The sequence below is a fragment of the Vibrio bivalvicida genome (assembly GCF_001399455.2).
Taxonomy (GTDB): Bacteria; Pseudomonadota; Gammaproteobacteria; order Enterobacterales; family Vibrionaceae; genus Vibrio; species Vibrio bivalvicida.
Window position 1 is genome coordinate 120048 of the sequence record NZ_LLEI02000053.1, and the last position, 14826, is coordinate 134873.

13 protein-coding genes are annotated in these 14826 nt (G+C 45.2%); all 13 read left to right on the forward strand.

Annotated features, from left to right (window positions below; all coding sequences use genetic code 11):
• Window positions 1-113 precede the first annotated feature (113 nt).
• The 13 genes from APB76_RS17205 (at window position 114) to fliG (ending at window position 14809) form a co-directional block, all read left to right on the forward strand.
• Window positions 114-1247 carry a flagellin gene (locus APB76_RS17205; RefSeq protein ID WP_054961300.1) on the forward strand — a complete coding sequence of 378 codons (1134 nt, stop codon included), beginning with the start codon at window positions 114-116 and terminating at the stop codon, window positions 1245-1247.
• Window positions 1248-1494: 247 nt separating this feature from the next.
• Window positions 1495-2628 carry a flagellin gene (locus APB76_RS17210; RefSeq protein WP_054961301.1) on the forward strand — a complete coding sequence of 378 codons (1134 nt, stop codon included), beginning with the start codon at window positions 1495-1497 and terminating at the stop codon, window positions 2626-2628.
• Window positions 2629-2857: 229 nt separating this feature from the next.
• The gene (locus APB76_RS17215; protein WP_054961302.1) at window positions 2858-3991 is read left to right on the forward strand and encodes a flagellin; all 1134 of its coding nucleotides are present in this window, start codon (window positions 2858-2860) and stop codon (window positions 3989-3991) included.
• A 71-nt stretch (window positions 3992-4062) separates the two neighbouring features.
• Window positions 4063-4488: a flagellar protein FlaG gene (flaG, locus tag APB76_RS17220; RefSeq protein ID WP_049846650.1), complete on the forward strand. Its 426-nt coding sequence runs from the start codon at window positions 4063-4065 to the stop codon at window positions 4486-4488.
• Window positions 4489-4507: 19 nt separating this feature from the next.
• The gene (gene fliD / locus APB76_RS17225) at window positions 4508-6529 is read left to right on the forward strand and encodes a flagellar filament capping protein FliD (RefSeq protein ID WP_049846651.1); all 2022 of its coding nucleotides are present in this window, start codon (window positions 4508-4510) and stop codon (window positions 6527-6529) included.
• Window positions 6516-6839: a flagellar protein FliT gene (locus APB76_RS17230; RefSeq protein WP_049846652.1), complete on the forward strand. Its 324-nt coding sequence runs from the start codon at window positions 6516-6518 to the stop codon at window positions 6837-6839. The genes fliD and APB76_RS17230 overlap by 14 nt, the downstream gene beginning before the upstream one ends.
• Before the next feature lie 15 nt (window positions 6840-6854).
• On the forward strand, window positions 6855-7265 hold the full coding sequence (gene fliS / locus APB76_RS17235; protein WP_049846653.1) for a flagellar export chaperone FliS: 411 nt from the start codon (window positions 6855-6857) through the stop codon (window positions 7263-7265).
• A gap of 274 nt (window positions 7266-7539) precedes the next feature.
• A complete protein-coding gene (locus APB76_RS17240; RefSeq protein WP_049846654.1) occupies window positions 7540-9006 on the forward strand; it encodes a sigma-54 dependent transcriptional regulator in 1467 nt (488 codons plus the stop codon).
• Between the two features lie 121 nt (window positions 9007-9127).
• Window positions 9128-10186: a sensor histidine kinase gene (locus APB76_RS17245; RefSeq protein ID WP_054961303.1), complete on the forward strand. Its 1059-nt coding sequence runs from the start codon at window positions 9128-9130 to the stop codon at window positions 10184-10186.
• Between the two features lie 2 nt (window positions 10187-10188).
• Window positions 10189-11589 (forward strand): sigma-54-dependent transcriptional regulator, encoded by a 1401-nt coding sequence (locus tag APB76_RS17250; RefSeq protein WP_054961304.1) that lies wholly within the window; start codon window positions 10189-10191, stop codon window positions 11587-11589.
• 96 nt (window positions 11590-11685) lie between these two features.
• Complete coding sequence (gene fliE / locus APB76_RS17255; RefSeq protein WP_049846657.1) at window positions 11686-11997, forward strand: flagellar hook-basal body complex protein FliE; 312 nt, start codon at window positions 11686-11688, stop codon at window positions 11995-11997.
• 15 nt (window positions 11998-12012) lie between these two features.
• The gene (gene fliF, locus APB76_RS17260) at window positions 12013-13761 is read left to right on the forward strand and encodes a flagellar basal-body MS-ring/collar protein FliF (protein ID WP_054961305.1); all 1749 of its coding nucleotides are present in this window, start codon (window positions 12013-12015) and stop codon (window positions 13759-13761) included.
• Window positions 13754-14809: a flagellar motor switch protein FliG gene (gene fliG / locus APB76_RS17265; RefSeq protein WP_049846659.1), complete on the forward strand. Its 1056-nt coding sequence runs from the start codon at window positions 13754-13756 to the stop codon at window positions 14807-14809. The genes fliF and fliG overlap by 8 nt, the downstream gene beginning before the upstream one ends.
• The last annotated feature ends 17 nt before the right edge of the window (window positions 14810-14826 follow it).

Below are 14826 nucleotides of genomic sequence, written 5' to 3' on the forward strand. Positions count from 1 at the left end.
TACTTCAACGATTTAAAACCGAACTTTAGTGTTCGGTTTTTTGCATTTATTCGTTAAAGAAAACCTGTATTTGCCGATAAAGAGAGTAACCCGAGAAAGGACATCATCACTTTATGACCATTACTGTTAATACTAATGTCTCAGCAATGACTGCTCAGCGGCACTTGACCAATGCGACAGACATGCTGAATCAATCTCTGGAGAGACTCTCTTCAGGGTATCGTATTAACAGTGCTAAAGATGATGCTGCTGGCCTACAGATTTCAAATCGTCTTGAATCACAGATGCGTGGTTTAGACGTGGCTATGCGTAATGCCAATGATGGAATATCTATAATGCAAACGGCAGAAGGAGCGATGAATGAAACCACCAACCTTCTGCAACGGATGCGAGATCTGTCATTGCAATCGGCTAATGGTTCAAATAGTCATGCGGAACGAGTTGCATTACAAGAAGAAATGGCTGCTTTAAACGATGAATTGAATAGAATTGCTGAAACCACCTCTTTTGGTGGTCGAAAACTGCTCAATGGCTCGTTTTCCTCCTCTTCTTTTCAGATTGGAGCAAGTTCGGGTGAAGCGGTACAAGTGTCGCTAAAAAATATGCGTTCTGACAGTCTGGATATGGGGGGCTTTAGCTATCTTGCCGCAGGCAAAGCAGATAATAACTGGCAAGTCACGCAGGGTAACGATCAATTGGTGATGGAATATACTAATGCCCAAGGCCAGCAAGAGTCGATAAATATCGAAGCAAAAATCGGTGACGACATTGAAGAGTTAGCGACCTATATTAACGGTCAAACTGATAAGGTTTCTGCATCGGTTAATGAAGAAGGACAACTGCAAATCTTTATGGCTGGCCATGAAACTTCAGGCACCATCTCGTTTTCTGGCAGTTTGGCGAGCCAACTAAATATGAACCTTGATGGCTATGAAGCGGTTGATAATATAGATATTTCCCTGGTTGGGGGGGCCCAACGTGCAGTTTCAGTGATTGATACTGCTCTTAAATATGTTGATAGCCACCGAGCTGAATTAGGTGCGATGCAAAATCGTTTCAATCACGCCATTAATAATCTCTCTAACGTTAATGAAAACTTGTCGGCTTCGAATAGCCGTATCAAAGATACTGACTACGCCAAAGAAACCACTCAGCTAGTTAAGCAGCAGATCTTACAACAGGTGAGCACTTCTATCTTGGCTCAGGCGAAGCAACAGCCGAATCTTGCTTTAACTTTATTGGGCTAATTCTCAAAAAAGAGAATGTTATCGACAAGCGAATCGAAAGCTTTAGCGAAAAAATTACTTAATTTGCAGTTTTCTCCCTTTAGTCACGCTTTCCCTACCAAATGAACTTTTTTCAAAAAAAACTCAAAAAAATCCTCAAGGTTTTCTTATTCACGCCGTTAATAAAAGTAACTTTAAGAGAAAACGACTTTGGTTTTCCGAGACGTCGGAAACCGGTTACATCGGAAAATCAAATGGAGAAATCACCATGGCAGTAAATGTAAACACTAACGTATCAGCAATGACAGCTCAGCGTTACCTAAATAGCGCGGCTAATGCTCAACAGACTTCAATGGAGCGTTTGTCATCTGGTTTTAAGATTAACAGTGCAAAAGACGACGCGGCGGGTCTTCAAATCTCGAATCGCTTAAACGTTCAAAGCCGTGGTCTTGATGTTGCTGTACGTAACGCGAACGATGGTATCTCTATCGCGCAAACTGCTGAAGGTGCGATGAATGAAACTACAAACATTCTTCAACGTATGCGTGACCTGTCACTACAATCTGCGAACGGTTCAAACTCTAAGTCTGAGCGTGTTGCGATTCAAGAAGAAGTAACGGCACTAAACGATGAGCTAAACCGTATCGCTGAAACGACTTCATTTGGTGGTAACAAGCTACTAAACGGTACGTTCACAACTAAATCTATGCAGATAGGTGCAGATAACGGTGAGGCGGTAATGCTAACACTGAACGATATGCGCTCTGACAACGTCGGCATGGGTGGTACTGCATACCAAGCAGCGAATGGTAAAGACAAAGATTGGAGTGTTCAAGCTGGTGCAAATGACTTAGCGATCACTCTTACTGATACAGCAGGTCAACAGCAAACAATCAACATTACCGCGAAAGAAGGTGATGATATTGAAGAGCTAGCGACTTACATCAACGGTCAAACTGATCAAGTGACAGCATCGGTAGATGAAGAAGGTCGCCTGCAAGTATTCGCTGGTACAGATAAAGTTGACGGCCCTGTAAGTTTTGGCGGTGGTCTAGCTGGTGAGCTGAGCATAGGCGCTGGTACAGCAGTTACTGTTGATACTATTGACGTTACGTCTGTGGGTGGTGCTCAAGAGTCAGTGGCTATTGTCGATTCAGCACTGAAATACGTAGATAGCCACCGTGCTGAGTTAGGTGCTTTCCAAAACCGTTTCTCACACGCTATCAGCAACTTAGACAACATTAACGAAAATGTGAATGCTTCTAAGAGCCGCATTAAAGATACAGACTTCGCGAAAGAGACAACGGCACTTACTAAGTCACAAATTCTTTCACAAGCATCAAGCTCAATCCTTGCTCAAGCGAAGCAGGCACCAAACTCGGCACTAAGCCTACTAGGCTAAAGCCGATCTTAATCACAAAAATCCAGCTTAGGCTGGATTTTTTTGTTTGTGTTAACTTTTTGATCTCTAAAACAAATCTCGTTCTGTGAGTGAAAAAGTACCAAAAATGGAAATTATTTTTCTAAAGGTATTTTTTTGTTCGCCGTTAAAGGATTGAGAGAAATGAGATGTGTGGATGCGAGGTGAGAGACGCTGAAACACATCACCTTAATGCCTAAGGAGATCAAATATGGCAATTAACGTAAACACGAACGTGTCTGCGATGACTGCTCAGCGCTACCTTAATGGTGCGACTGATGGCATGCAGAAATCGATGGAGCGTCTATCTTCGGGTTACAAAATTAACAGTGCCCGTGATGATGCTGCTGGCCTTCAAATATCCAACCGCTTGAATGCGCAAAGCCGTGGCTTAGACATGGCTGTGAAAAATGCCAATGACGGTATCTCGATTGCTCAAACCGCTGAAGGTGCGATGAACGAGACCACCAACATACTACAACGTATGCGTGACCTGTCTTTGCAATCTTCAAACGGATCGAACTCCCGTTCGGAACGTGTAGCAATTCAAGAAGAAGTTACCGCACTGAATGATGAGCTTAACCGTATTGCAGAAACCACCTCTTTTGGTGGTAACAAGCTGCTTAACGGCATGTTTGGCACTCAGTCTTTCCAGATTGGAGCAAGCTCAGGGGAAGCGGTTCAGCTTTCTATGGGCAGTATGCGCTCCGATACAGTTGGAATGGGCGGTAAGGCGTATATTGCTCAAAATGGTAAAGCACCGGATTGGGCGGTATCTGCTGGGGCAACTGACCTTACTCTCGACTATACTGATGTACATGGAGAGGCAAAAACACTCTCCATAAATGCAAAAGCTGGCGACGATATCGAGCAGCTTGCTACGTACATTAATGGTCAAAGTGAAGATGTGAAAGCTTCTGTAGGTGAAGAAGGCAAGCTTCAACTTTTCGCAGCTTCCAACAAAGTCGCGACAGATGTGACAATTGGCGGGGGACTTGGTGGTGAAATTGGTTTTGGTGCAGGGCAAGATCGTACTGTCGCTGATGTCGATGTTTCCACCGTGGCGGGTTCTCAGCTAGCTGTATCTGTCATTGATGGTGCTTTGAAAACGGTAGACAGTCAGCGTGCTGAACTGGGTGCATTCCAAAACCGTTTTGGCCACGCTATCAGCAACTTAGACAATATTAACGAAAACGTTAATGCGTCTAGAAGCCGGATCGTTGATACCGACTATGCGAAAGAAACTACGCAAATGACTAAGTCGCAGATTCTTCAGCAAGCGAGTACATCTGTTCTAGCGCAAGCCAAGCAGTCTCCGTCGGCAGCTCTTAGCTTATTAGGTTAATCGATAGGTTCGATAGGAGCTTATTGGTGCAACAGTATGTTGTAACCTGCTAAGGTGGAAGGGAGATCGTTATGGAAATACCATCCTACACATCGAACATCCAGCCTTATGGCTCAGATAGTGGCACTAAACTTGCTTCAAAATACGATGTACAGCAAGTTTCCTCGGAAAAGGAACAGGTCTCTACTAAGGAGATAAGTGAAAAAGCGACTCAGACTGTTGAAAAAGCGATAGAAGCCTCGAAAGAGCGCCAAAAGCTTAACAGGGCAGAGCGTGAAAGAATTGTTCAGCAGATGAATGACTTCATCTCGTCGATCAATAAAGGCTTATCGTTTCGCGTTGACGAAGAATCTGGTCGAGATGTTGTAACAATATATGAAGCGGATACTGGGGATATCATTCGCCAGATACCCGATGAGGAAATGCTAGTTATTTTGCGTCGCCTAAGGGAGCAAACCGCCCGGTATTCATCGGGAATTGTGAACCAGACGGTGTAATCGTACTTGAGGTGAATAGATGAGTTTTGGCCCTATAGGCATGAATTCTGGCATGGATATCAATTCCATGGTCAGCAAAATTGTGGATTCGGAGCGCGTACCTAAGCAGCAACGTCTCGACAATGAGCGGGCCCAAATTGATTCCAGTATCAGTGCCTATGGTCGACTCAGAGAGTCGCTGGATACGATGAAAAACTTGATGGCGAGCTTTCGTCAGGAGAAAGCTTTCGCCGCGAGAACAGTGGAATCAACTGATGAAGCTGTTGTATCCGCGACGGCAACCACTGAAGCTATCGCTGGTCGATATGCTATCGATGTGTTGCAGCTTGCCCAAAGCCACAAAATTGCGTCAGATGTACTGCCGGAGGACGCAAAGTTTGGTCCGGGTAAGCTGCAGATTTCAATGGGGGACAAAGAGTTCTCCATTGATGTTCAGCAGAATTCAAAACTGGTTGATATCGTGCGTGGTATCAACTCTAGTAAATCTAACCCTGGGGTTCGTGCTGCAGTTATCAACGACACACAAGGCCCTCGTCTAATTGTTGCGTCCAATGTTTCGGGTCACGACAACGATATTTCAATGCGCGCCGAAGCTAAATCCGGCGACCCGCTAAAATTACTCGAATACAAAACTCTTGAGCAACGAGTCAAAGACCTCGAACGAGCACGTGCGACTGCTCAGGATTTACTTGCCCCTCTAACACCAGAGGAGCAAAAAATTGCCGATAAAATTGCTCAAAATAACATCGATGCGGCAAAAGCTGTCGATGAAGAGATCGCGGCCACCTCAAAACAAGCGGCAATTCAAGCCGACCCTAATGCGGCGAAAGATGCGACTGCCGATAATGAAATGTCAAAAAATGCGACGGCTGCCGCCGCTCAAGCAGGGATTGAGGCGAATAAATATATTAAGCCGGAAGATCGTATTCCTGGTTGGACTGAGACCGCATCGGGCACATTACTCAGCTCCTATTGGGAGCCTGAACCGCAGCTTGATGATAAAGCGCGAGAAAAAGCGCCAGATGTTCCAGGTTGGTCTAATTCGGCATCTGGAACCTTGACTGATTCGTATGTCACTCCAAAAGAGGCGCAAGCCAAGCTTGATGCAGAACAAGCACGCATCGAACAAAAAGTGGCGGATGAAAAAGCTTTGCTTGCTCAACGTGTAGCGGCGGGAGAGCTTACCCCAGATCAAGCGAAACAGATGGAACGCGCAAAACTTCCAAAAGAAGAGCGCGAATACTTAGAACGAATTGACCAAGCTCAAGCTGACTTAATAGCGGCGCAGCAGTCCTTTGATACTTACCGTGGTATGACGGAGGTACAGGCGGCGCAAGATGCCAAAGTGCTGCTTGATGGTGTCGCTCAACTATCGAGCAACAATAATATTATTGAAGACGCTATTGATGGTGTCGATTTAACCCTTAAAGGACGTACACAGGTAGGCAAACCAGCTTCAGAAATTGACATTGAGTATGATCGCCAAGGTGTTCGTAATGATATTGAACAGTTTGTAGCCGCTTACAATCAGTTTTATCAGACCTCACAAGAGCTTGGTGGTGTTGATCCTAGAACAGGGGCAGCGGGGCCTTTAGCTGGTGATAGTATTGTTCGTAGTGCTGACTCTCGTCTCAAGTCGGTGTTCTCTTCTCGTGTAGAACCGGCTCCGGAAGACTTAAAGACACTTACCGAGTTCGGTATCACTACCACGCGCCAAGGTACTTTAGAGATCAACTATGACATGCTTGACCGTCAGTTGAACAACAACTTCAATAAACTAGAAGACTTTTTTGGCGGTAATCAGGGTTTTGCGAAGAAAGTTGAAGATGCGATTCAAGGTCTTACTGGAGTAACGGGCTCGATACGCAACCGCGAAAAAAGCATGACTGAGCGAACTTATCGACTCCAAGATGATCAAGTGACACTCGATCGTCGTATGGATAATTTAGAGAAGCGCACTCACGCCAAATTCTCGGCAATGCAGGATGCTACAAGCAAAATGCAGTCTCAGCTTGCAGGTATGATGAATGCACTCGGATAATGAAGCCCTTAGCCAACTGGCTGATTTGTGTGAATTAGATCAAAAAATTTCTGAAACTCTTACATCGGAAGAAATAAATGCTGAAGAAATCGTTCAGCTAGTCGATATAAGGGAACAGTTATTGCAAAGTTTACTAGGTGTAATAGAAATGCATCCAGAACTTGCGAAACTACAGCAGTGGCATGATGCGGTCAAAAGAACTCAAACTGTTGTACAATTAATGCAGAATAAAACTTCTGAATTGGGTGTGGCGTTACAAAAGTATCGTCACGGTAAACGCTCTGTTCAGCAGTATCAAAAGTTTTTATAGATTAAGAGGGTTGTTATGCGTGGTTCATTACAGGCTTACAAGAAGGTATCGGTTGATAGCCAGCTCAGTGCGGCCTCCCCGCATAAAATTGTTCAAATGCTGATGGCTGGCGCTATTGAACGTTTGATTCAAGGTAAAGCGGCGATGGAAGCGGGAAATATTCCGGCTAAGGGTGAGCGTTTGGGTAAGGCTCTGGATATCATTATCAGTTTACGTAGCTGCCTTTCGATGGATGATGGTGGAGATATTGCTCAAAATCTCGATCAACTCTATGAATTTATGATTACTCAGATTACTGAAGCTAATCATCAAAATAACCCCCAACCACTCGATGACGTGATTGAAATTATTCGCGAGATTAAGTCAGCGTGGGATCAGATCCCAAATGAATACCACAACCTAACTGCGGCTGATGTTGGTTTATAAATTAGGTCCAGTTTTTAGGATTTTTTATGGCTTAATGAGCATGTATTGAAATATGTTGCTTATTGAGCTTTTGGGCTAATATCACATCAAGTAATTGCTTGGTTGCCTTATTTTTTTTATCAAATAGAATAGAAGCCACTTACTAGCCTAGTGGCTTTTTTTGTTGCTGAAATTTCTAAATTGTCTAACTTAGTTTATCAACTATAGTTACAAGTGACGTTTAGATTTTTAACCCAGCCACAACGTTTTATAATAAAGGCAAACATTCTCACCTATGCAAGGTTTAGCAAAAATACTTGTGATTGAAGATAATGCGCAAGCACGAGTCAATCTCAGTAATATTTTAGAATTTGTTGGAGAACAGTGTGAAGCGATCACTTCTGATCAGCTTGAAGACCTAGATTGGTCTCGAGTGTGGGCCGGTTGTATTCTTGGTTCTCTGAATAATAATAAATTACCTTCCAAGCTAAGCGATAAATTATCCCAGGCCAATCATATTCCTTTGCTTATTGCCGGAAAGCACTCTTATCCAGTTGAAGAGCTGACTAACTATGTTGGTGAACTGGAGTATCCGTTAAATTACCCGCAACTAAGTGAAGCGCTGCGTCATTGTAAAGATTTCTTAGGCCGTAAAGGCGTCAATGTGGTTTCCTCCGCGCGTAAAAATACACTTTTCCGCAGTCTTGTAGGACAAAGTCATGACATTAAAGAAGTTCGACATCTGATTGAGCAAGTGTCAGGGACGGAAGCGAATGTGTTGATTCTCGGTGAATCAGGAACAGGTAAAGAGGTTGTCGCTCGTAATATTCATTATCACTCAGCTCGTCGAAATGGGCCTTTTGTTCCCATTAACTGCGGAGCAATCCCACCAGATCTGCTTGAAAGTGAATTATTTGGACATGAAAAGGGTGCGTTTACTGGGGCGATTACATCTCGTAAAGGCCGTTTTGAGCTGGCTGAAGGTGGCACGCTTTTTCTTGATGAAATTGGCGACATGCCGATGCCGATGCAGGTTAAACTGCTGCGTGTTCTTCAAGAGCGTTGTTTTGAGCGTGTAGGTGGCAACACTACGATACGCGTCAATGTCCGAGTTATCGCAGCAACTCACCGCAATTTAGAGACGATGATTGATGCAGAGTCTTTCCGTGAAGATCTCTACTACCGCCTAAATGTATTTCCAATCGAAATGCCTGCGCTGCGCGATCGTAAAGACGACATTCCGTTGTTGTTACAAGAGCTAATGACGCGTATGGAAGCGGAAGGGGCCCAACCTATCTGCTTCACACCGCGTTCTATTAACTCTCTAATGGAACATGAGTGGCCGGGTAATGTTCGTGAATTGGCTAATCTCGTTGAGCGAATGATTATACTTTATCCAAACAGTTTGGTTGATGTGAATCATTTGCCTACTAAGTATCGTTACAGTGATATTCCGGAATTTCAGCCAGAATATAACAATCTTGAGTCTGTTGAGGATCAAGAGCGTGATGCGTTGCAAGATATCTTTTCTGAGGACTTTAGTCTTGAATCAAGTGATATCTTCCAAGAGCACGAAAATGCACCGCAAAGCCTTCCACCTGAAGGGGTCAACCTGAAAGAAATGCTGGCTGATCTTGAAGTCAACATGATCAATCAAGCCTTGGAAGCGCAAGGTGGAATTGTGGCAAGGGCTGCAGATATGCTTGGGATGCGTCGTACCACCTTGGTTGAGAAAATGCGCAAATACAATTTGCAGCGTTAAATTGACCGAAATGTGACTGTCAATTTACTGACCTTTAATTAAGTGCTTGAAAAATAAATAAAATAGCCTGGCGTGCCTTTTGCATGTCAGGCTATTGTAGTTTTTAAGGCAGAAATACGTCATGCAGTTAACCCCGTCGGTTGATAACCCGATGCCACTAGGCACACTAGAACAACAAGTAGAACGATATCAGCAGGTACTCGATGTCATGCCCGCTGGTGTTATTTTGCTAGACACCCAGGGTGTAGTTCAGGAAGCGAACCCTGAAGCGTTGAGATTATTGGAAATCCCCTTGGTGGGTGAAAAATGGTTTGAAGTGATTCAACAAGCATTTTCGCCTCGTGAAGACGATGGACATGAAATTTCGTTACGTAATGGTCGTAAAGTACGTTTGGCGATTTCCGCTTCGAAAACAGGTCAACTTATTCTGATTACTGATTTGACTGAAACACGCCTTTTACAGTCGCGCATTAGTGACTTGCAGCGTCTTTCTTCTCTTGGTCGTATGGTCGCGTCATTAGCCCACCAAGTGCGTACACCGCTTTCTAGCGCAATGCTTTATGCCTCCAATCTAGGTGCGCCGAATTTGCCGCCAGCGACCAAAGACAGATTTCAAACCAAGTTAATGGATCGCCTGCATGATCTTGAAAAGCAGGTCAATGACATGTTGTTGTTCGCCAAAGGTGGCGACAACAAAGTCGTTAAGCCGTTCACGGTTGAAGATTTGGTCGCTGAGCTCTCGCCTATGGTAGAGACTGCCCTTAAAAACAACCAAATCGACTATTGCTTAGAAGTTGAACAAGAGCAAACTCAGTTGCTTGGTAATGTAAATGCGATAGCGTCTGCATTAAGTAACTTAGTGATGAACGCGATTCAAATCGCGGGTAAACAGTCTCAAATTGACGTGTTTTTCAGGCCCGTTAACGGCGAATTGAAAATCTCTGTACAAGATAGCGGACCTGGTGTCCCCACCGAACTGCAAAACAAAATCATGGAACCTTTCTTTACCACTCGCTCGCAAGGAACCGGACTCGGACTTGCTGTTGTCCAGATGGTGTGTCGTGCGCATGACGGAAGGTTAGAACTTATTTCAGAACAAGGTGACGGGGCCTGCTTTACTGTTTGCATCCCACTTGAACGTCACCCTCACCCTGATCAACTCGCGATGACTGGAGAATGATAATGGCTCAAAGCAAAGTACTGATCGTAGAAGATGACGAAGGTCTACGCGAAGCGTTAGTCGACACTTTGGCTCTGGCTGGCTATGAGTGGCTCGAAGCGGATAGTGCCGAAGATGCATTGGTGAAGCTCAAGTCGAATAGCGTAGATATTGTTGTATCAGATGTACAAATGGCGGGCATGGGTGGCTTAGCTCTATTAAGAAACATAAAACAACATTGGCCGAACCTTCCTGTCTTACTCATGACGGCCTATGCCAATATTGAAGATGCAGTCTCAGCGATGAAAGACGGCGCTATTGACTATATGGCTAAGCCTTTCGCACCGGAAGTACTGCTCAATATGGTCAGTCGCTATGCGCCAGTGAAATCCGATGACAATGGCGATGCCGTAGTCGCTGATGAGAAGAGTATTAAATTATTAGCTCTTGCCGATAAGGTTGCAAAAACCGACGCCAGCGTGATGGTACTTGGTCCGAGTGGTTCGGGTAAAGAAGTGATGTCACGTTATATCCATAATGCATCCAATCGCAAAGAGGGGCCGTTTGTCGCAATTAACTGCGCAGCAATTCCTGACAACATGCTTGAAGCCACACTATTTGGTTACGAAAAAGGGGCGTTTACTGGGGCGGTACAGGCATGCCCGGGCAAATTCGAGCAGGCGCAAGGGGGAACAATTTTACTTGATGAGATCAGTGAAATGGACCTAAGCCTCCAAGCTAAGTTGCTACGTGTGTTACAAGAGCGAGAAGTTGAGCGTCTAGGTAGCCGTAAGAGTATCAAACTTGATGTGCGCGTGCTGGCGACCAGTAACCGCGATTTGAAGTTGTATGTTCAAGAAGGTAATTTTCGCGAAGACTTGTATTACCGTCTAAACGTATTCCCAATCGCTTGGCCAGCACTTTGTGAGCGTAGAGGTGATATAGAGCCATTGGCGCAACATCTGGTAGAACGCCACTGTCAAAAATTGGGAATGCCAGTGCCTAGTCTGATGCCAAATGCCGTCAACAAATTGCTGACTTACACTTGGCCAGGGAACGTTCGTGAACTGGACAACGTTGTTCAGCGAGCATTAATTCTTAGTGAAAGTGGTCAGATAGATGCAGAGCATATCCTGTTGGAAGGCTTAGATTGGCAAGATGCCTCCAGTCTACAGATTGCAGTTGAAACGGGAGATTGCATCGTGCCTAACGTTAAACCTGTTGCCGAACCAGGCAGCAATAACTCGACAGGAAGTGGTTTAGGAGGTGAGTTACGCGATCAAGAGTATGCAATTATTCTCGATACGCTTGAAGAGTGTAACGGTCGACGCAAAGAAATGGCCGAAAAATTGGGTATAAGCCCACGTACGCTACGTTACAAGTTAGCCAAAATGCGTGATGCTGGGATTGAAATTCCAAACTAAAGTGCTATTTTTCTTCTGGTACTGACGTGGCACGGAGTTTGCAGCGTCAGTAGTCCAACACTATTTTAAGTCAAAGAGTTGACTACTGAGGTTTTGATGAGAGTTGACGGTTTTCAAAACGAAATGCAAGCAATGATGTTTGAGGCCACTGGCACTAAACCAGCGGCGACTGGGCAAACTGTCGGCGCGGATTTTGGTCAACTGCTGAACAACGCAATTAATAACGTCAATAGTCTTTCAAAGACGTCAAGCGACCTGCAAATGCGATTCGATCGTGGTGACGCAGACGTCTCACTTTCTGATGTAATGATTGCTAGAAACAAGTCTAGCGTCGCTTTTGAAGCCACAATTCAAGTACGGAATAAGCTGGTCGAATCGTACAAAGAATTGATGAACATGCCCGTTTAACGTTAGGTAAAGTCTGTGTCAGAGCAAAACCCATCTACCGATCTAACCGTGACTGAAGGCGCTGGTGAAGGCGCAATGGTCGCCACATCGGATCTCGATACACAAGTTCAAAACCCTGATTTGGACGAAAAATCCAGTTCTAAGTTTGATATGGCGGTAGGCGACCTCGATTTGCTTCGCCAAGTGGTGCTGGTTCTCTCGATCTCTATCTGTGTCGCTCTGATCGTGATGTTGTTCTTCTGGGTGAAAGAGCCAGAAATGCGCCCACTAGGCGTTTATGAAACTGAAGAGCTGATTCCTGTCCTAGATTACCTTGACCAGCAAAAACTCGATTACAAACTCGAAGGCAACACAATCTTAGTCCCTACCAGTGACTTTAATTCGTTAAAACTTGATATGGTTCGCGCTGGACTTAATCGAGAAAAGCAGGCTGGCGACGATATACTGCTGCAAGATATGGGCTTTGGTGTGTCTCAACGTTTAGAACAAGAGCGTCTTAAGCTTAGCCGTGAGCGCCAGCTTTCCAAAGCAATTCAAGAGATGAAGCAAGTACACAAAGCGCGTGTGTTACTCGCATTGCCAAAACAGAGTGTCTTTGTTAGGCATAATCAAGAAGCGTCAGCATCGGTGTTTTTAACGCTAAAAACAGGTGCTAACCTTAAGCAGGAAGAAGTCGATTCAGTGGTGGATATGGTGGCCAGTGCCGTCCCTGGTATGAAGCCAAACCGTATTACTGTCACCGATCAGCATGGTCGCTTGCTAAGTTCAGGATCGCAAGATCCTGCATCGGTAGCTCGTCGTAAAGAGCATGAACTTGAGCGTAAACAAGAGCAAGCGCTACGCGATAAAATTGATTCAGTGCTTATCCCAATTTTGGGCTTTGGCAACTACACCGCTCAGGTTGATATTGAACTTGATTTCAGTGCCGTCGAACAAACCAGCAAGCGTTTTGACCCAAACACTCCGTCAACGCGTAGTGAATATACCCTAGAGGACTACAACAACGGCAATGTAGTCGCAGGTGTACCTGGCGCGTTGAGTAATCAGCCTCCCGCTGATGCCTCAATCCCTCAAGATGTGGCGCAGATGAAAGATGGTACCACCTTAGGCCAAGGTTCGGTGCACAAAGAGGCGACACGTAACTTTGAACTCGATACCACCATTAGCCATGAACGTCGACAAACGGGCGTAGTGAATCGTCAAACGGTTGCCGTTGCGGTTAAAAATCGTGCTGTTGTGAACCCCGATACTGGAGAGACCAGCTATCAGCCAATTTCTGAGGCTGAACTAAACTCAATTAAGCAGCTATTGATTGGTACGGTTGGATTTAGCCAAGCACGTGGCGACTTACTTAACGTGCTGAGTATGCAATTTGCCGAGCCTGAAATTGAAGTCATGGCTGATGTGCCAATTTGGGAGCACCCTAATTTCAATGACTGGATTCGCTGGTTTGCAAGCGCATTGGTTATCATTGTTGTAATACTGGTACTTGTACGCCCAGCGATGAAGAAACTGCTTAACCCTGCGTCTGATGAAGATGAAGACCAACTTTACGGACCAGATGGCTTACCAATTGGTGCTGATGGTGAAACCAGCTTGATTGGTGGTGACCTAGACGGTGGTGAGTTGTTTGAGTTTGGCTCAAGCATTGACTTACCTAATCTACACAAAGATGAAGATGTACTGAAAGCGGTGCGTGCACTGGTTGCAAATGAACCTGAGCTTGCCGCACAAGTCGTGAAGAATTGGATGCAGGATGCCTAACGAAATAGTTCCACAGGAAGAGGGCGGTGAGGTAGTAGAAAACACCGTGGATATATCAGAAATTCCGGGCGAAGAGCGCGCGGCGATTCTTTTACTCAGTCTTAATGAGGAAGACGCGGCAGGTATTATTCGCCATTTAGAACCAAAACAAGTTCAACGAGTGGGTAGCGCAATGGCGCGTGCTGCCGATTTAAGTCAAGACAAAGTCGGTGCAGTTCATCGAGCTTTCCTAGAAGATATTCAGAAGTACACCAATATTGGTATGGGCAGCGAAGACTTTATGCGTAATGCACTGGTCGCTGCACTGGGTGAAGATAAAGCCAACAACTTAGTTGATCAAATCCTGCTGGGTACTGGTTCGAAAGGTCTAGATTCTCTTAAATGGATGGACCCTCGCCAAGTTGCGAGCATCATCATTAACGAGCACCCACAGATTCAAACTATCGTATTGTCTTACTTAGAGCCCGATCAGTCTGCGGAAATTCTCAATCAGTTTGCTGAGCGTGACCGTTTAGACTTGATGATGCGTATTGCCAACCTAGAAGAAGTTCAACCATCAGCATTGGCTGAACTGAACGAGATTATGGAGAAGCAGTTTGCTGGTCAGGCTGGTGCGCAAGCGGCCAAGATTGGTGGCCTGAAGGCAGCAGCAGAGATCATGAACTACATGGACAACAATGTCGAAGGTATCTTGATGGAGCAAATTCGCGATCAAGACGAAGACATGGCGACTCAGATTCAAGATCTTATGTTCGTATTCGAGAACCTTATCGAAGTGGACGACCAGGGCATCCAAAAATTGCTGCGTGATGTACCACAAGACGCGCTACAGCGCGCGCTTAAAGGTGCCGATGATGGTCTACGTGAGAAGATCTTCAAGAATATGTCTAAGCGTGCTGCTGAGATGATGCGCGATGACCTTGAAGCAATGCCCCCAATTAAGGTTTCTGATGTGGAGGCAGCACAGAAAGAAGTACTGGCAATTGCAAGACGCATGGCTGACTCTGGCGAAATTATGCTAGGCGGTGGTGCGGACGAGTTCCTGTAAACTAACGAAACAAGGTA